We start from the raw sequence: 23,678 nt of genomic DNA, 5'->3' as shown, positions 1-23,678 counted from the left end.
CGCACGGCCCCTTCTGTTATGGCTTCACCATTTGCGGCGGCGGCTGCCGCAGGCGGCGAAGCTCGCTTAACAACAGCGTAAGCGCAACGCCTGCAACCACCAGCGCCATTCCACTGACGCTCGCCGAGCTGACTGGCGAGAGCGCAACGCCCATGCCGCCCAGCAGCGCCGCGCCAATCGCATCGCCCGTTACGTTCTGCGCGGTCCACAGCCCGTTAATACGCCCGAGCATGTGGTCCGGCGTCTGCGTCTGAATCAGCGTGTACTGAACCAGCGAGCTGATGCCGCTCAGGTAGCCGAACAGCGCGAGGCAGACAACCCCTAAGCCCCAGAACGGCATCAGGCTGAAAATGCCTACCGCGACGAACGCCAGCACGGAAGTGAAGAGCATAACGCGCCCCGGCTGCGTGGAGTGCGCCAGCCTGCCGCTGGTGAGCGCGCCTGCCGCCGCCCCCAGCGGTACGGCGGCGTAAAGCGCGCCGATTTCGCCGCTCGCCATCTGCCAGTGGTTAGCCAGCGCCGGATAAAGCACGCGGACCGCGCTCGCCATCGTGAGCAGGGCGCCGATAAGCGCCACGCCGCCCACTACCGGGCTTGCCAGCAGAAAGCGAAACGCGTTCGTCAGCGCCTGCAGCGGATGTTCGCGCTGCATCTGCGGCGCAGGCAGCTTTGGTAGCGTAAGCAGCGGCAGCAGCGTGATGAAGGTGCCGAGCGCCGCCAGCGCGTAATTCCATGTTACGCCGCCAGAGGCCAGCAGCAGGCCGCCGATAAGCGGCGAAATAACCGACCCCAGACGCACCGTCAACATGGTAATCGCCCCCGCCTGCATCAAATTTTCTCGCCCGACAATTGCGGGCGTGGCGGCCAGCAGCGCCGTGACGCCAATCGCGCCGAAAAAGCCGTCCCACAGGCCAAGCAGGTAAATGACGACAAGCGAAGGCTCAGGCAGCATGGCGTTAATCCACAGCCCGATAAACCCCACGCCGCAGGTGGAGCGCGCCAGCAGAATCAGTTTTTTGCGCTCATGGCGGTCCGCCAGCACGCCGCCGGTCATCAGGCCGATAAACATCGCCCCGCCGGTGAGCGTGACCGAAAGCCCCACCTGAAAAGGGGAGCCGGTGAGCGTCTGGATCTGCACCGGCACCGCCACGCCGAGCAGCCCCAGCGCGAGGATGGAAATAAAACGCGCCAGGAAGACAGCGCGGTAAGCCGGATGGGTTTTCAATAAACTCAGGTTGAGCAACAGCGAATGTCGGTTCATTACAGGGCCTTGAGAGCGAATTTTCCTTACCGATTAACGGGACGCCCATGCTAACATAGCCCGACAAGAGTGATAATAACTATCATTATCGTTATGGGATGTGCGTTATGTCGGCCTCACGGTTTTCAGCACGGGCTTTCTCCCTGCTGGGCCTTTTTCTTTTTTTGCTGCTTATCGCGGCGTTAAGTTTGTTGGTGGGCGCTAAGTCCATACCGGTGTCGGTGGTGCTGGACGCCCTGAGCGGTCAGTGCCGGAGCGCGGACTGCACCATTGTGCTTGATGCGCGGCTGCCGCGAACGCTGGCGGGCCTGCTCGCGGGCGGCGCGCTGGGCGTGGCGGGCGCGCTGATGCAAACCCTCACTCGCAACCCGCTGGCGGACCCGGGCCTGCTTGGCGTCAACGCCGGAGCGAGTTTCGCTATCGTCATCGGCGCCGCCCTGTGGGGCGCCTCCTCTTCGCTTTCCCTGCTGGGTTTTGCCTTCGCCGGCGCGCTGTGCGCCTCGCTTATCGTCGCCTTTACCGGCAGCGCAGGCGGCGGTCAGCTCAGCCCGGTGCGTCTGACGCTGGCTGGCGTCGCGCTTACCGCCGTGCTGGAAGGCTTTACCAGCGGCGTCTCGCTGCTCAATCCGGTGGTTTACGACAGGCTGCGCTTCTGGCAGGCGGGTTCGCTCGACATTCGCACGCTTTCTACCCTTAAAATCATCGTTCTGCCGGTGCTGTCGGGCATGGCGCTGGCGCTGGGATTAAGCCGCGCGCTAAACAGCCTGAGCATGGGCAGCGATACGGCGACCGCGCTCGGCAGCCGGGTGGCGCGTACGCAGCTGCTTGGCCTGCTGGTGATAACGGTGCTGTGCGCCAGCGCGACGGCGGCCGTCGGTCCCATCGCCTTTATCGGTTTGATGATGCCGCACATGGCGCGCTGGCTGGTGGGGCCGGATCACCGCTGGTCATTGCCGGTTACGCTGCTCGCCACCCCCGCCCTGCTGCTGCTGGCCGATATGATTGGCCGGCTGATCGTGCCGGGTGAAATGCGCGTTTCGGTGGTGAGCGCGTTTATCGGCGCGCCGGTGCTGATTTATCTGGTGCGCCGCCGTCGCGGCGGGGTGTCGTTATGAAGGCTTCTCCTCGCTTATGGCTGGTCAGCGGCCTGTTTTTGCTGCTCAGCGCTGCGTTTGCCTTATGGGCGCTGGGCCAGGGCGCCGTTTCGCTGAGCATCGCTCAGGTTGCGGATGCGCTACGGGGTGATGCCCCACGTAACGTATCCCTCATTGTCATGGAGTGGCGTTTGCCCCGCGTGACGATGGCGCTGCTGCTCGGCGCGGCGCTTGGCGTCAGCGGCGCGATTTTTCAGTCTTTAATGCGTAACCCCTTAGGCAGCCCGGATGTGATGGGTTTTAATACCGGCGCCTGGAGCGGCGTGCTGGTGGCGATGGTGCTGTTTGGTCAACATCAGACGGCCATCGCCGCGGCGGCGATGGCGGGCGGCATCCTTACCTCGCTTGCCGTCTGGGCGCTTGCCTGGCGAAACGGCATCGACACCTTCCGGCTGATTATCATCGGCATCGGCCTGCGCGCCATGCTGGTGGCGTTCAATACCTGGCTTTTATTGCAGGCCTCGCTTGAGACGGCGTTGTCCGCAGGCCTGTGGAACGCCGGGTCGCTTAACGGCATCACATGGAGCAAAACGTTCCCCGCCGCGCCGCTGATGCTGCTGGGTCTGCTGGCGAGCGCGCTGCTGGTGCGCCGGATGCGGCTTTTAGAAATGGGCGACGACAGCGCCTGCGCGCTCGGCGTGCCGGTTGAGCGCTCGCGCCTGCTGCTGATGCTGGTCGCCGTCGTGCTGACCGCCGCCGCCACGGCGCTTGCAGGCCCCATTTCGTTTGTCGCGCTGGTGGCGCCGCACATCGCCCGCCGTCTGAGCCGCACCGCCCGCTGGGGGCTTTTCCAGTCGGCGCTCTGCGGCGCGCTACTGTTGCTCGCCGCCGACCTCGGCGCGCAGCACCTTTTTGCCCCTTATCAGCTGCCGGTGGGTGTGGTCACCGTCAGCCTCGGCGGTCTTTATCTTATCGCCTTGTTGATTCAGGAGTCCCGTAAGCGATGAGCACCTTAACGCGCCTGCATGGCGATGCCCTGACGCTGGGCTATGGCGACTACCTCGTTGCCGAAAACCTCAGCGTGACAATCCCGGACGGCCAGTTTACCGCCATCATCGGCCCGAACGGCTGCGGCAAATCGACGCTGCTTCGCACCTTAAGCCGCCTGATGAAGCCTGCGGCGGGCAGCGTGTGGCTGGATGGCGAGCAGATCCAGCGCTACGCCACGAAAGAGGTTGCCCGGCGCATTGGGCTGCTGGCGCAAAACGCCAGCGCGCCGGGGGATATTACGGTGCAGGAGCTGGTGGCGCGCGGACGATACCCCCACCAGCCGCTGTTTACCCGCTGGCGCGAGGAAGATGAGCGCGCGGTACAAAAGGCGATGGCGGCGACGGGCGTGGCTTCGCTTGCGCATCTTGGCGTGGATACCCTCTCCGGCGGCCAGCGGCAGCGGGCCTGGATAGCCATGGTGCTGGCGCAGGAAACCTCTATCATGCTGCTGGATGAACCCACCACCTGGCTTGATATCAGCCACCAAATAGATTTGCTGGAGCTACTGAGCGAGCTGAACCGCGAGCAGGGTTATACGCTGGCGGCAGTGCTGCATGACCTTAACCAGGCGTGCCGCTACGCGACGCATCTGATTGCGCTGCGGGAAGGGAAAATCGTAGCGGAAGGCGCGCCGAAGGAGATAGTGACGCCAGCGTTGATTGAGGCGATTTACGGTCTGCGCTGCATGATTATCGAAGACCCGGTGGCGGGTACACCGCTGGTTGTGCCGTTGGGGCGGCGCTAACCGCCCTTCTCCCTCGTGATGTAGAACGGATAGCGCAGCGCTAACCCATCCTACAAAAGATAACCTGAATTCCAAATCTCAACGCGGATGCGGGGGTTTTCCTGCGGCTGCCCTTCTGCCGCGAGCCGGGATTGTTAAGGGGGCGGCGGCGAGCCCCCTTAACCCGTTCGCAGGATACGAGATTTCATGTGCACGCGACGCAAAGGCGAACGGCACCTTTCACCGCCCCCACAGATACCCCTCACCCCGCCCCTCTCCCCAACGGGGAGAGGGCGAAAGCCGCCGCTCCAGCAAAAGAACGGCTCAGAGGTTGATTCTGCCGTAGGGCGGGTCAGCGCAGCCGCCACCCGCCAGTGCGCCGTCGGAAAAAGAGAGGCGGTTTCGCTTATCCATCCTACGAAAATCCAGAATTCACAACCAACGCGGATGCGGGGGGTTTCCTGCGGCTGCCCTTCTGCCGCGAGCCGGGATTGTTAAGGGGGCGGCGGCGAGCCCCCTTAACCCGTTCGCGGGATGTGAGATTTCATGTGCACGCGACGCAAAGGCGAACGGCACCTTTCACCGCCCCCACAGATACCCCTCACCCGCCCTCTCCCCAACGGGGAGAGGGAGAAGCCGCCGCTTCAGCAAGAGAACGGAGCGTTACGTTTAACAACCGATCACAGCGGCTGCGTCTGCGCTTCCACCACCGCCAGCGCCACCATATTGACAATGCGGCGCACCGAGGCGATAGGCGTCAGCACATGCACCGGCTTCGCCACGCCCATCAGGACCGGCCCGACGGTCACCCCTTCGGAGCTGGAAACGCGAAGTAAGTTGTAACTAATTCGCGCCGCTTCCACGTTCGGCATGATAAGGATATTGGCGGAACCTTTCAGCGGGCTGTCCGGCATGCGGTCGTTGCGGATGCTTTCAATCAGCGCCGCGTCGCCGTGCATTTCGCCATCTATCATCAACTCCGGCGCACGCTCTCGCACCAGCCGCAGCGTTTCACGCATCTTGCTGGCGGCGGGTGAATTCGACGAACCGTAGTTAGAGTGCGAAAGCAGCGCTACCTTCGGCTCAATGCCAAACCGACGCACGGTTTCCGCCGCCATCACGGTAATCTCCGCCAGCTGTTCCGGCGCAGGGTCGTCATTAACATACGTATCAGCGATAAACGTGTTGCCGCTCGGCAGCAGCAGCGCATTCATCGCACCCGCCGCTTTTACCCCTTCGCGATAGCCGAAAATCTCCTGAACAACGCTGAAATGTTCGTGATAATCACCGATGGTGCCGCAAATCATCGCATCCGCTTCGCCGCGATGAACCATGATCGCGCCAATCACCGTGGTGTTGCCGATCACCGCGCGCTGCGCCTGCTCCTGGGTGACGCCGCGACGCTTCATGATGGTGTAGTACTCGTTCCAGTACTCTTTAAAACGCGGGTCCGATTCGTTATTCACTATCTCAAAATCCACCCCGGGCTGAATTTGCAGGCCCAGCTTTTTCAAACGCATTTCGATGACGCTCGGGCGGCCCACCAGAATCGGCTTCGCCAGGCCAAGCGTGACCAGCTCCTGCGTGGCGTGCAGCACGCGCGCCTCTTCCCCTTCCGCTAACACGACGCGTTTCGGATCGGTGCGCGCCTGGGAGAAAATCGGCTTCATAAAGAGGTTGGTTTTGTAAACGAACTCGGTGAGCTTGTCTTTATAGGCTTCGAAATCGTCGATCGGCCGCGTCGCCACGCCGGAATCCATCGCCGCCTTCGCCACCGCAGGGGCGATTTTCACGATAAGACGCGGATCGAACGGTTTCGGGATAATGTAGTCCGGCCCGAACGAAAGCTCCTGGTCGCCATAGGCGGAAGCGACCACTTCGCTTTGCTCGGCGTGGGTCAGCTCCGCAATGGCGTGTACCGCAGCGAGCTTCATCTCTTCGTTAATGGCAGTCGCGCCCACATCCAGCGCGCCGCGGAAGATGAACGGGAAGCAGAGCACGTTGTTGACCTGATTCGGATAGTCCGAGCGCCCCGTACAGATGATGGCGTCCGGACGCACTTCTTTCGCCAGCGGCGGCAGGATTTCCGGCTCCGGGTTCGCCAGCGCCAGGATAAGCGGCGAATCCGCCATCTGTTTTACCATCTCCTGGGTGAGTACTTTCGGGCCGGAGCAGCCCAGGAAAATATCCGCGCCTTCAATTACCTCGCCCAGCGTGCGCTTGCCGTTATCGTCAATCGCATAGGCGGCTTTGGTCTCCGCCATGTTCGCTTCACGGCCTTTGTAGATAACGCCTTTGGAGTCGCAGACCACAATGTTGTGCTTCTGCATGCCAAGCGCCACCAGCAGGTTCATACAGGCGATAGCGGAGGCGCCCGCGCCGGAAACCACCAGCCGCACGTCGGAGATAGTCTTTTTCACCACCCGCAGGCCGTTTAACACCGCAGCGGTACAGATAATCGCGGTGCCGTGCTGGTCATCATGAAACACCGGAATGTTCATGCGCTCGCGCAGCTTCTGCTCAATATAGAAGCACTCAGGCGCTTTGATGTCTTCGAGGTTAATGCCGCCGAAAGTGGGTTCGAGCGCGGCCACCACATCAATCAGTTTATCCGGATCGTGTTCGTCGATTTCGATATCAAACACATCGATACCGGCGAATTTCTTAAACAGCACGCCTTTGCCTTCCATCACCGGCTTGCCGGCCAGCGCGCCGATGTTGCCAAGCCCAAGCACCGCCGTACCGTTGGAGATAACGGCCACCAGGTTGCCGCGGGCGGTATATTTGTGCGCCGCCAGCGGGTCCGCCGCAATCTCAAGACAGGGCGCGGCGACGCCCGGCGAATAGGCCAGCGCCAGGTCGCGCTGCGTGGCGAGGGGTTTGGTAGGCGAGACCTGAATTTTTCCGGGCACCGGAAATTCATGGAAGTCGAGGGCGCTTTGCTTCAGTTGATCATCCATTTGTTCGATCCTTTTTTATCTGTCTTTCAGTAAGGTCAGAGGGGCGAACCGTCACTGGCACGCCTGAGAGGCGAATAGTATGGCTGCTTGCGACGCCGTAAACTTTGAACGCTCCCAAAATTCCCGGCCGTAAGGTAAGGAATGTTAGCAATTTATAGAGAGTATGTTACCTAACGCCAGAAGCAACGCCACGCTCGTCTGCTATGCTTTTTAGTTATGTTCTCTATGAGTTTTTCCGGAGCGTGTCAGGAAACGCTCTGCTAAGCATTTGCTTTTCAAGGAGTATTGACCATGAACCAGCTAGAAGGCATCAAACAATTCACCACCGTAGTCGCCGACAGCGGCGACATTGAATCCATCCGGCACTATCAGCCGCAGGATGCGACCACTAACCCTTCCCTGCTGCTGAAAGCCGCAAGTCTTGAGCATTATCAACACCTTTTCGAAGATGCGCTCGCCTGGGGCAAGCAGCGCGGTAAAACGCAGGAACAGCAGGTCGCCGAAGCGAGCGACAAGCTGGCGGTCAATGTGGGTGCGGAAATTCTGAAAAGCATCCCGGGCCGCGTTTCCACGGAAGTGGACGCCCGCCTGTCGTTTGATAAAGAAAAAAGCATGCAGAAGGCGCGCCACCTGGTAGAGCTTTACCAGGATCAAGGCGTTGACCGGGATCGCATTCTGATCAAACTCGCCTCAACATGGGAAGGCATCCGCGCCGCTGAGGAGCTGGAGAAAGAGGGCATCAAGTGCAACCTGACGCTGCTCTTCTCCTTCGCCCAGGCGCGCGCCTGCGCCGAAGCGGGGGTATATCTGATTTCGCCGTTCGTCGGCCGTATCTACGACTGGTACAACAGCCGTAAGCCGATGGACCCGTATGTCGTGGATGAAGACCCGGGCGTGAAGTCGGTGCGCAATATCTACGACTACTACAAACAGCACAATTACGACACCATCGTTATGGGCGCAAGCTTCCGCCGTACCGAGCAGATTCTGGCGCTGGCGGGCTGCGACCGTCTGACCATCTCCCCTAACCTGCTTAAAGAGTTGCAGGAAAAAGAGGACGTCGTGGAACGCAAGCTTATTCCCAATAAACAAGGCTACCGCCGTCCGGAACCGCTGACCGAAGCGGAGTTCCGCTGGGAGCATAACCAGGACGCGATGGCCGTTGAAAAACTTGCCGAGGGCATTCGCCAGTTCGCCGTGGACCAGCGCGCGCTGGAAGATCTGCTCGCCGCCAAACTTTAACTTTGCCATGGAGTGAAACATGTCACGACAGCAGTTAGCTAACGCCGTCCGCGCCCTGAGTATGGATGCGGTGCAAAAAGCGAAGTCCGGCCATCCGGGCGCGCCGATGGGCATGGCGGATATCGCCGAAGTATTATGGAATGATTTCCTGAAGCACAATCCGACCAACCCGGCATGGTATGACCGCGACCGTTTTATTCTCTCTAACGGTCACGCCTCTATGCTGCTTTACAGCCTGCTGCATCTTTCAGGCTACGACCTGCCGATGGAAGAGCTGAAAAACTTCCGCCAGCTCCACTCCAAAACGCCCGGCCACCCGGAAATCGGCTATACGCCGGGCGTGGAAACCACCACCGGGCCGCTCGGCCAGGGGCTGGCGAACGCGGTAGGCCTGGCGATTGCCGAACGCACGCTGGCGGCGCAGTTCAACCGTCCGGATCATGAGATTGTCGACCACTTCACCTATGTCTTCATGGGCGACGGTTGCTTAATGGAAGGCATCTCGCACGAGGTCTGCTCGCTGGCGGGCACGCTGGGGCTTGGCAAGCTGATTGGCTTCTACGACCACAACGGTATTTCCATTGACGGCGAAACCGAAGGCTGGTTTACCGATGATACGGCAAAGCGCTTCGAAGCCTACAACTGGCATGTGGTCCATGAGATTGACGGCCACGACCCGCAGGCGGTCAAGCGTGCTATCGAAGAGGCGCAGAGCGTGAAGGACAAGCCTTCGCTGATTATCTGCCGTACGGTGATAGGCTTTGGCTCGCCGAATAAGTCAGGTAAAGAGGAAGCGCACGGCGCGGCGCTCGGCGAAGAAGAAGTGGCGCTGACGCGCAAGCAGCTTGGCTGGAACTATCCGCCGTTTGAAATTCCGCAGGAGATCTACCAGGCCTGGGATGCTCGCGAAAAAGGCCAGCAGCAGGAAGCGAGCTGGAAAGACAAATTCGCCGCTTATGAAAAAGCGCACCCGGAGCTGGCGGCAGAATTTAACCGACGCATGAGCGGCGGCCTGCCGGAGAACTGGGAGCAGCTTACCCAGGATTACATTAAGAAGCTGCAGGCGGAACCGGCGAAAATCGCCACCCGTAAAGCGTCGCAAAACGCGCTTAACGCTTACGGCCCGTCATTGCCGGAGCTGCTCGGCGGTTCAGCGGACCTTGCGCCAAGCAACCTCACCATCTGGTCGGGTTCAACATCGCTTAAGGAAAACGAAGCGGGTAACTATATCCACTACGGCGTGCGTGAATTCGGTATGACGGCTATCGCCAACGGCATTGCCCATCATGGCGGCTTCGTACCTTATACCGCTACCTTCCTGATGTTCGTCGAGTACGCCCGCAACGCGGCGCGCATGGCGGCGCTGATGAGCGCTCGCCAGATTATGGTTTATACCCACGATTCGATTGGTCTTGGCGAAGACGGCCCGACGCACCAGGCGGTGGAACAGCTGGCGAGCCTGCGGCTAACGCCGAACTTCACCAGCTGGCGCCCGTGCGACCAGGTGGAAGCGGCGGTGGCCTGGAAAGCGGCCGTGGAACGCCATAACGGCCCGACCGCGCTGATCCTCTCTCGCCAGAACCTGGCGCAGATGGACCGTACGCCGGAGCAGGTTGAGAATATTGCCCGCGGCGGCTATGTGCTGAAAGAGAGCGAAGGCAAGCCGGACGTTATCCTCATCGCTACCGGTTCGGAAGTGGAAATTACCATGCAGGCGGCGGAACAACTGACCGCCGAAGGCCATAAGGTGCGCGTGGTGTCGCTGCCTTCCACCGACGTGTTTGAAGCCCAGGATGAAGCGTACCGTGAGTCGGTGCTCCCTTCCGATGTGGAAGCGCGCGTAGCCGTAGAGGCGGGCATTGCGGATTACTGGTACAAATATGTCGGTCTGAAGGGCGCGATTGTCGGCATGACTGGCTATGGCGAATCTGCGCCCGCGGAAAAACTCTTCCCGTTCTTCGGTTTTACGGTGGAGAACGTGGTGGAAAAAGCGAAAAAAGTGCTTAAGAAGTAAAGCTGCTGGCGATTCAGCCGCCGGGCTGAATCGCCACACTTTTAATTAAGCACGTTGAGCGGCACGGACGCTTTCTCAATCACAATATCCTCTTTCTCTTCGTCCCATTTCGCCTGCGCCACGATGACCTGGCCTGGATGTCGCGCGTCACGGGCGACCAGCTCTTTCCCCTGCACGTTTTCCTGCACATTGGTATTCATTGAAAACGAAGGGATGGCCTTTACCCACTGTTTTTGCTGAATGTCATAGAGATAAGCCACGCTCCAGGCGCTGGTCCACCATTGGGGGTAAATGAGCAGGCGATCGCGGCCGCTCTCATCCAGCCCGGCAAGAGCTTCGACCCCGCCGCCGATGCAGGAGGGCAGCTTCGCAGGCGCTATCGCCGGGTCGCTGTTCCAGACGTCGCACTCGCAGTCGCCGCTTTCATCGCAAACGCCACCGGTTTTGGGATCGCTTGCGCTCAGCCAGGCATAGCTTTTGGTCACGCCATTAAAGCGCCCGCCCGCGACCCGGTAATCTTTTTCTTTTTGCTGGTTAGACTCGGTTATCCAGTCGCTTTCTTCCCGGATGCGCCAGCCTTCAGCCTGTTTTGCCACCAGCAGGGTCGCCGGGTAGTAACGGTCGCTGGATGCCTCAAGCCCTGCGGCTTTCACGAAAGTCACCTGCGCGGCGGGCTGCGCCTCATCAAGCGCGTCAATGGTCAGCCTGTTGACGATTTTCTGGGTGTAGTGAGGATGTTTCTGCACAAACGCCGCGTTCTGCTCAACCACAGCGCTCAATGGCAGGGTTTTGCCATAAAACGTAATCTGCCCGGCATACAGAGCGGCAGCAGAGGCCGCCTGCGGACGATTTTTAAAAACGTTCCACTGCGCGATAAGCTTGCCTATTTCCTGCTCATCCTGCGGCGTCAACGCCGCGCCAGCGCAGGCCAGAGGTAAAAAGAACATCAACGCCGCCGCGCCGCGCATCCCTTTGCTGCCAGTAACCGCCATTTGCCGCCGCCTCTTTTTGTCTTGCTAAGTCCGCGAAAATATACGCAAAAAAGCGCAGCGGCAACAACGGGATTATTTTGTTACCCAGAGAATGGGCCAACTGTCGGGGCCGTTCCAGCCGTCGCAGCTTGGCTCTTCGGCGTAGCGCACCAGCCGAAAACGCTGTCCGTCATAGCGCCAGCGTGTGGCGACGCCGCAGTCGCCCATCCCGCGCCCTTTGGCAAGCGTGGCGAGCTCTTTGGTTTTCTCGTTATAGGTTGCGTTCATCAACTCCAGATCCGGGTTATCGCTCGCGGGCGTAAAGGGCAGCCGCAGCCTGACCGGCCAGGAGGCGAAAGGCTTTTTGCGCGATACCAGCCAGGCGAGATCGACCGTGTTATACGCGCCCGCTTCGCAGCTGATTATCATCAGCGCTTTGTCATCGCTTAACGCCGACACGCGCACTTCGCGCCGCGCCGGGTCCAGCGAACACTGGCTGTTGTTCATGCGCCACGCGCCGTAATCAAGCAGATCGTTAAGCTCACTTTGGGAGAGCGGCGTAGGCGTCGGGTTGGTGATAGCGACCTCTTTGAGCGCAGGCGCAGGCGGCACGCTAAGCGGCGGCTCGTCACCCTTTTTGATCCATGCGGTTTCGCTGCCGATGCGCTTTTGCTGCGCATCGATAAACATTAACGCCGCCTTGAGCCCGGCGAGTGAAAGGTTACCTGCGCCGCCCTTAAGCGTAATGGCGGAGGCTTCCTGTATCTGCGTCAAAAAGGCGTTGATGGTCGTCGGGTCGTCGGTAGCCATGCGGTTAGGGCTGATGCGCCATTTATCACCCGCAGGCGTCAACGATTTATCATCAAGCAACAGACGCGGCGCAATGGGCGGCGTTTTAGGCGGGATTTTATTCAGGCCGTTAAGGTTGCCGAAGTCGATACGCAGTTGCGCATCGGCCCGCGCGCCGGCGCTGCGGGAGAGCGTCATCACCAGGCCCTGGTGCTCGCCGGTGTTGCGGGCCTGGCAAAAGTTCTGGTTGTTGCAGGTAACTTGCCAGTCGGTAAAGCTTTTTTGTACTGGCGCGGCGAAAGCGCAGGGCGCCAGAAACAAAAAAAACGTAAGCAATGGAAAAAGGCGAGACGACATGAACGGCACATACCCTGAACAAAAAGAGGTCAACTGAGGATTTATGCGCCTATCTTCATCGCCTGCCGCAGGCTGCTCAATCAGATTTATCGGATTGATTCATTTAAAATACCTGTTTAATTGCCTCGCGAAATCAATACATTATTCCACTGGCATGCAGGTGCTGTAGCAAGATCACCGTTTTAGCGTCGCGGATTTCCCCGCTTTTTACTTGTGCCAGCGCGTCGCTGAACAACATTTCCAGCACTTCTATCTCTTCGTCTTCCACGCCGCCGCCCGCACTGGCGCGCTGTGCGTCGCTGTATTCGGCGATAAAAAGATGCACAATTTCGGTAACGCCGCCCGGCGACATATAAAGTTCAAAGACCTTAGTCGCATTGCCGACTTCATAGCCCGTCTCTTCAATCGCCTCTTTGCGAATGCAAACTTCCGGTTCGTCGTCATCAAGCAGACCCGCGCAGGCTTCTATTAGCATACCGTCGGCGTTGCCGTTCAACCAGGTGGCGACGCGGAACTGGCGAATCAGCACCACGCTTTGCTTTTCGCGGTTATAAAGCAGAACGGCGGCGCCGTTGCCCCGGTCATAGACTTCGCGCTTGTGGCGGATAACTTCGCCATTTTTTCGCGTCAGGTCATAGGTCACGTTGCGCAGGACAAAATAGTTTTCGGAGAGGATTTTATCTTTAACAAGAGTAATGTTGAGCGACATCGCGGCTTCCTGTTCAACACTGTCGGGTCGTTTATAGTAAGCCGCCGGAAGGGATTTGTCGCGCGAAGGCGTCTGAAACCCCTCCCCTGCCATCAGGGGAGAGGGACTCAAAAGCCGTTTTTCACCTCAGCCATATCCGGCAGCTTATGAGCGATGCCTTTATGACAGTCGATACAGGTTTGCCCTGCTTTAATCGCTTTATCGTGCAGGCTTGCCGCCACGGTTTTTTGCGCGCTGAAATCCATAAAATCGAAATTATGGCAGTTGCGGCACTCCTGAGAATTGTTGTTTTTCATTCGCCGCCATTCATTTTGCGCCATCGCCAGCCGGTGATCTTCAAACTTTTTCGGCGTGTCGATTAAGCCAAACGCTTTGGCGTAAAGCTCTTTGCTGGCCTGAATTTTACGCACCATTTTCGGCGCCCATTCGTGGGGAACATGGCAATCCGGGCAGGTGGCGCGCACCCCGCTTCGGTTGCTGTAGTGCACCGTCTGCATGTATTCCTGATACACGGTATTGCGCATCTCATGACAGCTGATGCAAAACGCTTCACGGTTGGTCATTTCAAGGCCGGTATTAAAGCCGCCCCAGAAAATAATGCCGGCGGCGAAGCCAATGAGCAGCAGCGTGCCGAGCGCCAGACGGCTCGGACGGCGCCACCACAGCCACAGGCGTTTAAGTACGCCAGGTTTGCGGGAAGGGTTCATGGCGCGCCTCACTGACCAAAGCCTTTAGACGGCGTAAAGGTGTTATCGACAATGGGCGACGCGTCCGTTTGCGGCACATGGCATTGCAGACAGAAATAACGACGCGGCGCGACGCCCGCCAGCACTTTGCCTTCGCTGTCGATAAAGTGGGTTGGGCTTATGCGCGGCGCGCCCGTGGCGCGGTAGTGTTCCACGCCGTGACACTGCAAGCATCGGTTAGTGTTGGTGTTTATCTGGTAGCCGTCCACGCTGTGCGGGATCAGCGGCGGCTGATTAACATAGTTCAGCGCCATTCGCTCCTGCTGCTTCGGCATGCGCACAGCGCCCTCCTGGGTGCCCGACACTTCCGGCGACTGGCTAAAATCCATGCCGCCAGCCGCCCATGCCGCGCCGCTCAAGAGCAGCAACAGCGCCGCCCAATAAAACAGCCCCTTTTTCAGGAAATGGTTCTTCATGATTAGCTCCCGAATTCCCTCTGTCATTATTATGAAACTCGCTCTGGCGCAGCCTCTCGCCGCGCCGCGGTAACGCCGTTACGCCTCAGGCTTTCTCAAGCCTCACGGCGCACTTTTTGAAATCCGTCTCTTTCGAGAGCGGATCGGTGGCGTCAAGCGTCAGGTTGTTTACCAGCTGCGCGGCATCGAAAAACGGCATATAGACCAGCCCCTGCGGCGGACGGTTGCGGCCGCGGGTTTCAACAATCGATGTGACTGCGCCACGACGGGAGACCACTTTTACGGTGTCCCCTCGCCTGAATCCCCTCGCTTTTGCATCCAGCGGATGAATGAAAAGCACGGCTTGCGGGAACGCACGGTGCAGTTCCGGCACGCGGCGCGTCATGCTGCCGGTGTGCCAGTGCTCCAGCACGCGACCAGTAGAGAGCCACAGGTCATATTCTTTATCCGGCGATTCCGCCGCAGGCTCGTAAGGCAGGGCGAAGATAACGGCCTTGCCGTCCGGTTTGCCGTAGAACCTAAAACCCTCGCCCGCTTTGACATAGGGATCGTGTCCTTCGCTGTAACGCCACTGTGTTTCCTGACCGTTCACGACCGGCCAGCGCAAACCGCGCGCCTTGTGGTAATCATCAAACGGCGCGAGGTCGTGGCCGTGTCCGCGTCCAAAGCTTGCGTACTCTTCAAACAACCCTTTTTGCAGATAGAACCCGCATTCGCGGGACTCATCGTTAAGCTGGTCCTCCGCCAGCTCGCTCAGCGGGAAGCGGCTTATCGCCGGGCTTGCAAACAGCACCTCATAAAGGCTCTTGCCGCGATGCTCCGGCTTTTGCGCCAGCAGCGCTTCGCTCCACACCTCGTCGGTTTTAAAACGCTTCGCAAAGTTAACGAGCTGCCAGAGATCCGATTTCGCCTCGCCTGGCGCTTTAACCTGCTGACGCCAGAACTGGGTGCGACGTTCGGCATTGCCGTAAGCGCCCTCTTTTTCCACCCACATAGCGGTCGGCAGGATCAGATCCGCCGCCAGCGCGCTCACCGTCGGATAGGGATCGGAGACGATCACGAAGTTGCGCGGATCGCGCCAGCCTGGCATACGTTCCTGATTGATATTCGGCCCGGCCTGCATGTTGTTGTTGCACATCACCCAGTAAACGTTGAGCTTGCCGTCTTTCAGCGCCCTGTCCTGCGCCACGGCGTGCAGGCCGACTTTCGCCGGAATAGTGCCCGCTGGCAGGTTCCATTTCTGCTCGGCGATGTCGCGGTGCTTATCATTTGTCACGACCATGTCGGCAGGCAGGCGGTGGGAGAACGTCCCCACTTCGCGCGCCGTGCCGCAGGCGGAAGGCTGGCCCGTCAGCGAGAAAGGCCCGCAGCCGGGCTTCGAGATTTTGCCGGTCAGAAGATGCAGGTTGTAGCAAAGGTTATTTGCCCATACGCCGCGGCTATGCTGGTTAAACCCCATCGTCCAGTAGGAGATGACGTTTTTATCCGGGTCGGCGTAGAGCTTCGCCAGCGCTTCCAGCTGGTCGGCAGGCACGCCGCTCAGGGCGCTGGTTTTCTCCAGCGTATACTCCGCCACAAACGCTTTGTACTCGTCAAAACTCATCGGTTCGGCGGCGTCGGAGCCGGGGTTTTTCGCCGCTTGCTCCAGCGGGTGGTTGGGACGCAGCCCATAGCCAATATCCGTGGCGCCGCGTTTGATATTTACATGCTGGCTGAGGAACGTCTTATCTACCGCATCGTTTTGAATAATGTAGTTAGCGATGTAGTTAAGAATGGCGAGATCGGTTTGCGGCGTGAAGACCATGCCGTTATCCGCCAGTTCAAAGCTGCGGTGTTCAAAGGTCGAGAGCACCGAAACATTGACGCTGCTGTCAGAGAGGCGGCGGTTAGCGATGCGCGACCAGAGAACAGGGTGCATCTCCGCCATGTTGGAGCCCCAGAGCACAAAAGCATCCGCCTGTTCGATATCGTCATAACACCCCATCGGCTCATCCATGCCGAAAGTGCGCATAAAGCCCACAACGGCGGACGCCATGCAGTGCCGCGCGTTCGGGTCGATGTTGTTGGAGCGAAATCCCGCCTTGAAAAGCTTGGCGGCGGCGTATCCCTCCCAGACGGTCCACTGGCCGGAGCCAAACATGCCGATGGCTTCCGGCCCCTTCGCTTTCAGCGCGGTTTTAAACTTCTCTTCCATAATATCGAAGGCCTGCTCCCAGCTGACGGGCGTAAACTCGCCTTCTTTATCGAACTGGCCATCCTTCATGCGCAGCAGAGGCTGCGTCAGGCGATCTTTGCCATACATTATCTTTGGCAGGAAGTAGCCTTTAATGCAGTTAAGGCCGCGGTTGACCGGCGCGTCCGGGTCCCCCTGGCTTGCCACGACCTTGCCATTTTGCGTGCCCACCAGCACGCCGCAACCGGTGCCGCAAAAGCGACACGGCGCTTTATCCCACTTGATAGTCTGCGCATCGCCCGCCGCCGCGCGGGCGACTGAAGGTACGCTGAGGCCCGCTGCCGCTGCCGCTGCGGCGACGGCGTTAGCTTTCATAAAGCTACGACGACTGAGTTTCATGGTGTTCCTCACATGCTTCCTGCTGGTGATAAACCAGCGACACAGCCAGTACGCCCTCAAGCTGGCGCGCCGACTCAATGTTGGCTAATAACGCCGCGCTGGTCGCGGCTTCCATTACAACCACGAGCTTGCCCGCAGCCTCATCCTGCGCGGCGACCTCGCAGCCAGGCCGCGCGCTAATGCTTTTTGCCGCCGCCGCGATATCATCGGGGCGAGCCTGAACCAGTAATCCACATACGTGCCATTCAGCGGTCATGCGTTATCCTCAGGCTTAATGCCGACACCGGGCAGGCGCGCAGGCATTCGCCACAGGTATTGCACGCTTCTGGCGCGATATGCGGTATCGCGACGCCGGTCAACACAGGTGTAAAACGGATGGCCTGCGTCTGGCAGACATCCTGACAGCAGCGACACTCCACCCGATGCAGGGCGAGACATTGTGCGCTGAGAGCAAGCTGGTATTCCCAGGGGCGGGCGCTTCGCTCAGCAAAAATGGGTTGCGGGCAGGCGGCGGCGCAGGCGTAGCAAAACGTGCAGCCGGCATGGGTAAAATCAAGCTGTGGAAAGCCGCCCGCGCCAGCGCGCAGGACACCGGTTTCGCACGCGTTCAGGCAGGCGTTGCAACGGCTGCACCGTTCGGTGAAATGGCTTTCCGACCCGCTCCAGGGCGGACGAATAACCGGCGCTTTGCGTCCGGTCAGTAGGCCACGTCTCGACATTTCCGCCATTTCCCTTCCCTGTTTTGCGCTGCGGCAGGCGCCGCGAAAGTGGGTATCCCCGCATTAAGTGCGGCTTTTATTGCGGCGTAACATTAAGTTACAAGGGAGTAGTCAGGCATCCCTCTTTAGGGGTAAATCACGATGCGGGATCAAGGTTGCAGCGCGCCAGGCGCAAACTCCGGCTTTCGCGCTGGAAGCGGTGGCTGTTGGGGAAAAAAAACCCGGCAAGACGCGGCGTTCGTGACGTGCCGCAATGATCGCGTAGATAAAGGAGTTAACCCGGACCTCACGCATTTTCCCCGGCCTCGCTTTCTGGTAGGTTGCGTCCACAGTAAAGATGAGGAACTCCCCGGTGATTGTTAAACGTCCGGTCTCGAAAAGCCTGGCACGCGCTTTTTTCTGTATCGTTCTGCTTTCGCTGCTTTCCACCGGCGTAGCGCTGCTTACGCTCGCCAGCAGCCTGCGCGACGCCGAGGCGGTCAACATTGCGGGTTCCTTACGTATGCAAAGCTACCGACTGGGGTATGACTTACAGGCGAACGACCCGCAACTGGCCTTGCACCGTCAGCAATATGGCCGGACGCTTGACTCCCCCGTTTTTCAGCAGCTTCACCACCGTTGGGTGCCGATGCAGGTGCAGGAAAGCTATGCCCTGCTCCACGATCGCTGGCGGCAAATGGATGCCTGCCTGGCGCGCGGCGACATCGTCTGGTACCGGCAGAATATCGCAAGCTACGTAGCGCAAATCGACAGCTTCGTTCTGGCTTTGCAACACTACGCCGAGCGAAAAATGCTGCTGGTGGTCGCCATCTGCCTGTTGGGCTTCGGCGCTATTTTGCTGCTGGTCTTTTTCACCCTGCGGCGCATTAACCAGCAGGTGGTGGCGCCGCTTAGCGCGCTGGTGGAAGCCAGCCGCCGCATTGAACAGGGGCGATTCGATCACCCGCCGCTGGAAACCCGCCTGACTAACGAACTCGGCCTGCTGGGCCGCACCTTCACGCGCATGTCAGGCGAGCTGGAGAAGCTTTACCGTTCGCTTGAAGAGAGCGTGGCGGAGAAAACCCTCAGCCTGCAGGAGGCGAATCGCATGCTGGAGGTGCTGTTTCACTGCTCGCAGGCGCTGAACGTCGGCACCATCGACCGCCGCTGTTTTCGCCATATCCTCCAGCTTGTCCGCGAGCACGAGCCGGTAAGCAGCGTAGAGATGGCGGTCGGCGCGACGTGGCGTTTGCAGGAGGGCGAAGCGCAGGCGGACGCGCCCTGGCAGACGCTGCCTATCACGATGCAGGAGACCCGATTCGGCGAGCTGCGCTGGCAGGGCGAAACGGCTGAAAAACCCTCGCCGCAACTGATGCAGAGCGTCGCGAACATGCTGGGCCGCGGGCTTTATTTTAACCAGGCGCAAAAGCACACCCAGCAACTGCTGCTGATGGAGGAGCGCGCCACCATTGCGCGCGAACTGCACGATTCGCTGGCGCAGGTACTCTCTTATCTGCGCATTCAGCTTACCCTGCTGCGACGGGCCGTGCCGGAAGAGAACCGCGCGGCACAGGGTATCATCGGCGATTTTACCCGCGCGTTGAATGATGCTTACCAGCAACTGCGCGAACTGCTGGCCACCTTTCGCCTGACGCTCCAGCAGGCGGACTTTCCCGCCGCGCTGGAAGAGATGATTGAACCGCTGCGCGCGCAAACGGCAGCGACTATCCGACTCGACTGCCGCCTGTCGTTGCTGGCGCTGGATGCGCAGCAGCAGGTGCATCTGTTGCAGATAATCCGCGAAGCGGTGCTGAACGCGATAAAACATGCAGACGCACAGGAGATTTCAGTGAGCTGCGTCAGCGCACCGGAGGGGCATCATGCGGTATATATTCACGACGACGGCTGCGGCATCGAAAGCGTGAATGAGCCTGAAGGCCACTATGGGCTCACTATCATGCGAGAGCGCGCCGAAAGGTTAGGCGGCGCGCTGACCATTAGCCGCCAGCGCAATGGCGGCACGCTGGTGAGCGTGAGTTTTACCACGCTTAGCGGCGAACAAACGGCAGGGAGGCCGGATAACAACAATGACGATAACGATTAATACCCGGGAGCACGCAATGTCAGAAAAACCCACCTGTCAGGTGCTGATTGTCGACGATCATCCGCTGATGCGCCGCGGCATCCGGCAACTGCTGGAAACCGACAGTTATTTCAGCGTGGCGGGCGAAGCGAGCAGCGGCGTAGAGGCCATCAGTCTCGCAAGCCGCCTGTCGCCTGATGTCATCCTGCTGGATTTGAATATGAAGGGGCTAAGCGGGCTGGATACGCTGAACGGCCTGCGGCGCGACGGCGTAAGCGCCCGGATTATCGTGCTCACCGTTTCCGATGCCCGCAGCGATATTTATGCGCTGATAGACGCCGGGGCGGACGGTTATCTGCTGAAAGACAGCGACCCGGAAGCGCTGCTTAGCGCCATTCGCCACGGCGCAGCGCATGGCGACGCGTTCAGCGAGCAAGTGCGCCGCTACCTTGCTGAACGTAACGATAAAAGCAAAAGCGACAGCCCCTTTGTCCTGTTAACCGAGCGTGAGCTTGATGTGCTGCAGGAAGTGGCGCGCGGGCTGTCGAATAAACAAATTGCCGCCACGCTGCATATCTCTGAAGAAACGGTAAAAGTGCATATCCGCAACCTGCTGCGTAAACTTAACGTGCGCTCGCGCGTGGCGGCTACCGTTTTGTTTCTCAACACCCGTACGCAGTGAGCCTCTTGCAGGCTGACAGCAGCCTGCAAAAACCGCATGATAATTTACACTTTCTCCTCAATTTCTCCACGTTTGACCCGTCGCTTAACGCTACAGTGATTGCGGCTACCAATAATAACGATACGAAGTATTAAGAGGTACTGATTCTGATGGCGAATTTTTTTATCGATCGCCCCATTTTTGCCTGGGTTCTGGCAATTCTGCTTTGTCTTACAGGCACGCTGTCGATTATGTCTTTACCGGTCGAGCAGTATCCGGAGCTGGCGCCGCCTAATGTTCGCATTACCGCTAACTATCCCGGCGCGTCCGCCCAGACGCTGGAAAACACCGTCACCCAGGTTATCGAGCAGAACATGACGGGCCTCGATAACCTGATGTATATGTCATCGCAGAGCAGCAGTACGGGGCAGGTTACCGTGACGCTGAGTTTTCTTGCAGGCACCGATCCGGATGAAGCAGTGCAGCAGGTGCAAAACCAGCTGCAATCCGCGCTCCGTAAACTGCCGCAGGCGGTGCAAAATCAGGGGGTGACGGTGCGTAAAACAGGCGACACCAACATCCTCACCATCGCTTTCGTCTCTACCGACGGCAGTATGGATAAGCAGGATATCGCTGACTATGTGGCGAGCAACATTCAGGACCCGCTAAGCCGCATAAACGGCGTCGGCGATATCGACGCTTATGGATCGCAATACTCAATGCGCATCTGGCTCGACCCGAACAAGCTCACCAGTTTTCAGCTCACCACGCAGGACGTGGTAAGCGCGATAGAGTCGCAGAACAGCCAGATAGCCGTCGGGCAGCTTGGCGGCACGCCATCGGTAGATAATCAGGCGCTTAACGCCACTATTAACGCCCAGTCGCTGCTGCAAACGCCGGAGCAGTTTCGCGATATTACGCTGCGCGTGAATCAGGATGGTTCAACGGTGACGCTGGGCCAGGTGGCGACGGTGGAAATGGGCGCGGAGAAATATGACTACCTTAGCCGCTATAACGGTAACCCTGCGTCAGGACTGGGGGTGAAGCTCGCGTCGGGCGCCAACGAAATGGCGACGGCGGAGCGGGTGCTTGACCGGCTGAACGAGCTGTCGAACTATTTTCCGCACGGGCTGGAATACAAAGTCGCCTATGAGACCACCTCGTTCGTTAAGGCGTCTATTATCGACGTGGTGAAAACGCTGCTGGAAGCGATCCTGCTGGTGTTTCTGGTGATGTACCTCTTTTTACAAAATTTTCGCGCCACGCTGATTCCCACAATCGCCGTGCCGGTGGTCCTGATGGGCACGTTCGCGGTGCTTTATTCATTCGGCTACAGCATTAACACTCTCACCATGTTCGCCATGGTGCTGGCGATAGGTCTGCTGGTGGACGACGCCATCGTGGTGGTAGAAAATGTCGAGCGCATCATGAGCGAAGAGGGGTTATCGCCGCGCGAAGCGACGCGAAAATCGATGGGCCAGATTCAGGGGGCGCTGGTCGGCATCGCCATGGTGCTTTCGGCGGTATTTATCCCCATGGCTTTCTTCGGCGGCACCACCGGCGCTATCTATCGTCAGTTCTCTATTACCATCGTCTCGGCGATGGTGCTTTCGGTGCTGGTGGCGATGATCCTCACCCCTGCCCTTTGCGCCACGATTCTTAAACCGCTGCATAAGGGCGAACATCACGGCCAGCGCGGCTTTTTCGGCTGGTTCAACCGCCTCTTCAACCGCAACGCCGACCGCTACGAAAAAGGCGTGGCGAAAATCCTTCATCGCAGCTTTCGCTGGGTAGTGATTTACGGGTTGCTGCTGGTTGGCATGGTGGTGCTCTTTTTACGCCTGCCCACCTCGTTCCTGCCGCAGGAAGACCGCGGCATGTTTATCACCTCCGTACAGTTGCCGAGCGGCTCCACCCAGCAGCAGACGCTGAAAGTGGTGCAAAAAGTCGAACACTACTTTTTTACCCAGGAGAAAGAGAACGTGACCTCGGTCTTCGCCACCGTGGGTTCCGGCCCTGGCGGCAACGGGCAGAACGTGGCGCGCATGTTTATCCGCCTGAAAGACTGGGACGCGCGCGACCCGGATACCGGCAGCGCCGATGCCATTATCGAGCGCGCGACGAAAGCGTTTCGCAGCATTAACGAAGCGCGCGTGTTCGCGAACAGTCCGCCAGCCATTAGCGGCCTTGGCAGTTCAGCGGGCTTTGATATGGAGCTGCAGGATCATGCCGGGGCGGGTCACGACGCGCTGATGCAGGCCCGCGATCGGCTGCTCGACATGGCCGGGAAAAACCCGCAGCTGACCCGCGTGCGCCACAACGGCCTCGACGACAGCCCGCAGTTGCAGATTGATATCGACCAGCGCAAGGCGCAGGCGCTTGGCGTCGCCATCGACGATATTAACGACACGCTGCAAACCGCCTGGGGCTCAAGCTATGTGAATGACTTTATGGATCGCGGCCGCGTAAAAAAGGTCTATGTGCAGTCGGCCGCCAAATTCCGCATGCTGCCGTCCGATATTAATCAGTGGTACGTACGCAACAGCGAAGGCGGCATGGTGCCCTTCTCGGCCTTCGCGACCTCGCGCTGGGAAACGGGTTCGCCGCGCCTTGAGCGTTACAATGGCTATTCGGCGCTGGAAATTGTCGGTGAAGCGGCGCCTGGTGTTAGCACCGGTACGGCCATGACGATTATGGAAAACCTTGTGCGCCAACTGCCAGGCGGCTTTGGCCTGGAGTGGACCGCCATGTCTTATCAGGAACGCCTCTCCGGCGCGCAGGCGCCCGCCCTGTATGCTATTTCACTGCTGGTGGTATTTTTGTGTCTCGCAGCGCTGTATGAGAGCTGGTCGGTGCCTTTTTCCGTGATGCTGGTCGTGCCGCTTGGGGTGATCGGTGCCCTGCTCGCCACCTGGATGCGAGGGCTTGAAAACGATGTCTATTTCCAGGTCGGTCTGCTGACGGTAATCGGGCTTTCCGCCAAAAACGCCATCCTGATTGTGGAATTTGCCAATGAGATGAACAGCAAAGGGCAGGATCTGCTCAGCGCCACGCTTGAGGCGTGCCGTCAGCGTCTGCGACCCATTTTAATGACGTCGCTCGCTTTCATCTTCGGCGTGTTGCCGATGGCCACCAGCAGCGGCGCAGGCTCGGCAAGCCAGCATGCGGTAGGTACGGGCGTGATGGGCGGGATGATATCCGCCACCGTTCTGGCTATCTTCTTTGTGCCACTATTCTTTGTGCTGGTGCGTCGCCGCTTTCCACTACGACCGCCGCACAACGCCTGAGCAACGAGCAATAAAAAGGCGACCTGTAAGGTCGCCTTTTTTGT

The 23,678-nt window shown here is 59.2% G+C and carries 18 protein-coding genes; 8 read left to right on the top strand and 10 right to left on the bottom strand.

Going from position 1 to position 23,678, the window contains the following annotated elements; genetic code table 11:
- Positions 1 to 16: 16 nt before the first annotated feature.
- Positions 17 to 1,261, bottom strand: coding sequence for an enterobactin transporter EntS (gene entS / locus MT962_RS16750; RefSeq protein WP_247366087.1), 1,245 nt, complete (start codon positions 1,259 to 1,261; stop codon positions 17 to 19).
- A 107-nt stretch (positions 1,262 to 1,368) separates the two neighbouring features.
- Here entS and fepD point away from each other — a divergent pair, with 107 nt between their 5' ends.
- Genes fepD through fepC form a run of 3 tightly spaced genes read left to right on the top strand, consistent with a single transcriptional unit; the run spans position 1,369 to position 4,150 of the window.
- A complete protein-coding gene (fepD, locus tag MT962_RS16745) occupies positions 1,369 to 2,376 on the top strand; it encodes a Fe(3+)-siderophore ABC transporter permease (RefSeq protein WP_024561522.1) in 1,008 nt (335 codons plus the stop codon).
- The gene (fepG, locus tag MT962_RS16740; protein WP_247366086.1) at positions 2,373 to 3,362 is read left to right on the top strand and encodes an iron-enterobactin ABC transporter permease; all 990 of its coding nucleotides are present in this window, start codon (positions 2,373 to 2,375) and stop codon (positions 3,360 to 3,362) included. Before fepD ends, fepG begins: the two co-directional genes overlap by 4 nt.
- Entirely contained in the window at positions 3,359 to 4,150 is a 792-nt protein-coding gene (gene fepC / locus MT962_RS16735) for an iron-enterobactin ABC transporter ATP-binding protein (RefSeq protein WP_024558682.1), read from the top strand. The genes fepG and fepC overlap by 4 nt, the downstream gene beginning before the upstream one ends.
- Before the next feature lie 659 nt (positions 4,151 to 4,809).
- Here fepC and maeB read toward each other — a convergent pair.
- On the bottom strand, positions 4,810 to 7,089 hold the full coding sequence (gene maeB, locus MT962_RS16730) for an NADP-dependent oxaloacetate-decarboxylating malate dehydrogenase (protein WP_024558683.1): 2,280 nt from the start codon (positions 7,087 to 7,089) through the stop codon (positions 4,810 to 4,812).
- A 291-nt stretch (positions 7,090 to 7,380) separates the two neighbouring features.
- Between maeB and tal the strand changes: the two genes are divergently transcribed.
- Positions 7,381 to 8,331: a transaldolase gene (gene tal / locus MT962_RS16725; RefSeq protein WP_024558684.1), complete on the top strand. Its 951-nt coding sequence runs from the start codon at positions 7,381 to 7,383 to the stop codon at positions 8,329 to 8,331.
- Positions 8,332 to 8,350: 19 nt separating this feature from the next.
- Positions 8,351 to 10,345: a transketolase gene (gene tkt, locus MT962_RS16720; RefSeq protein ID WP_247366085.1), complete on the top strand. Its 1,995-nt coding sequence runs from the start codon at positions 8,351 to 8,353 to the stop codon at positions 10,343 to 10,345.
- A gap of 41 nt (positions 10,346 to 10,386) precedes the next feature.
- On the opposite strand, the gene MT962_RS16715 is transcribed toward tkt, so the two are convergent.
- The 8 genes from MT962_RS16715 to napF all read right to left on the bottom strand — a co-directional run bounded on the left by MT962_RS16715 (position 10,387) and on the right by napF (position 17,633).
- A complete protein-coding gene (locus MT962_RS16715; protein ID WP_247366118.1) occupies positions 10,387 to 11,313 on the bottom strand; it encodes a hypothetical protein in 927 nt (308 codons plus the stop codon).
- Between the two features lie 96 nt (positions 11,314 to 11,409).
- Positions 11,410 to 12,462 (bottom strand): DUF1176 domain-containing protein, encoded by a 1,053-nt coding sequence (locus tag MT962_RS16710; RefSeq protein ID WP_247366084.1) that lies wholly within the window; start codon positions 12,460 to 12,462, stop codon positions 11,410 to 11,412.
- 133 nt (positions 12,463 to 12,595) lie between these two features.
- Complete coding sequence (gene nudK, locus MT962_RS16705; protein ID WP_024558688.1) at positions 12,596 to 13,171, bottom strand: GDP-mannose pyrophosphatase NudK; 576 nt, start codon at positions 13,169 to 13,171, stop codon at positions 12,596 to 12,598.
- A 107-nt stretch (positions 13,172 to 13,278) separates the two neighbouring features.
- Positions 13,279 to 13,878: a cytochrome c-type protein NapC gene (gene napC / locus MT962_RS16700; protein ID WP_024558689.1), complete on the bottom strand. Its 600-nt coding sequence runs from the start codon at positions 13,876 to 13,878 to the stop codon at positions 13,279 to 13,281.
- Positions 13,879 to 13,886: 8 nt separating this feature from the next.
- Entirely contained in the window at positions 13,887 to 14,333 is a 447-nt protein-coding gene (gene napB, locus MT962_RS16695; protein WP_024558690.1) for a nitrate reductase cytochrome c-type subunit, read from the bottom strand.
- 85 nt (positions 14,334 to 14,418) lie between these two features.
- Positions 14,419 to 16,905: a nitrate reductase catalytic subunit NapA gene (gene napA / locus MT962_RS16690; RefSeq protein ID WP_247366083.1), complete on the bottom strand. Its 2,487-nt coding sequence runs from the start codon at positions 16,903 to 16,905 to the stop codon at positions 14,419 to 14,421.
- Positions 16,886 to 17,161: a chaperone NapD gene (locus MT962_RS16685; protein WP_024561448.1), complete on the bottom strand. Its 276-nt coding sequence runs from the start codon at positions 17,159 to 17,161 to the stop codon at positions 16,886 to 16,888. Before MT962_RS16685 ends, napA begins: the two co-directional genes overlap by 20 nt.
- On the bottom strand, positions 17,151 to 17,633 hold the full coding sequence (gene napF / locus MT962_RS16680; protein ID WP_071788511.1) for a ferredoxin-type protein NapF: 483 nt from the start codon (positions 17,631 to 17,633) through the stop codon (positions 17,151 to 17,153). Before napF ends, MT962_RS16685 begins: the two co-directional genes overlap by 11 nt.
- A 343-nt stretch (positions 17,634 to 17,976) precedes the next feature.
- Here napF and narQ point away from each other — a divergent pair, with 343 nt between their 5' ends.
- From narQ to acrD, 3 genes are all read left to right on the top strand, one after another.
- Complete coding sequence (gene narQ, locus MT962_RS16675) at positions 17,977 to 19,707, top strand: nitrate/nitrite two-component system sensor histidine kinase NarQ (protein WP_247366082.1); 1,731 nt, start codon at positions 17,977 to 17,979, stop codon at positions 19,705 to 19,707.
- A 16-nt stretch (positions 19,708 to 19,723) separates the two neighbouring features.
- Positions 19,724 to 20,368 (top strand): nitrate/nitrite response regulator protein NarP, encoded by a 645-nt coding sequence (gene narP, locus MT962_RS16670; protein ID WP_048888575.1) that lies wholly within the window; start codon positions 19,724 to 19,726, stop codon positions 20,366 to 20,368.
- 149 nt (positions 20,369 to 20,517) lie between these two features.
- Positions 20,518 to 23,634, top strand: a complete 3,117-nt coding sequence (gene acrD, locus MT962_RS16665; protein WP_247366081.1) for a multidrug efflux RND transporter permease AcrD — start codon at positions 20,518 to 20,520, stop codon at positions 23,632 to 23,634.
- Positions 23,635 to 23,678: the final 44 nt, after the last annotated feature.

This window comes from Franconibacter sp. IITDAS19 (assembly GCF_023079515.1).
Classification (GTDB): domain Bacteria; phylum Pseudomonadota; class Gammaproteobacteria; order Enterobacterales; family Enterobacteriaceae; genus Franconibacter; species Franconibacter pulveris.
Note: the sequence above shows the minus strand (reverse complement) of the source record. Positions and strands in the feature narration are given on the sequence as shown.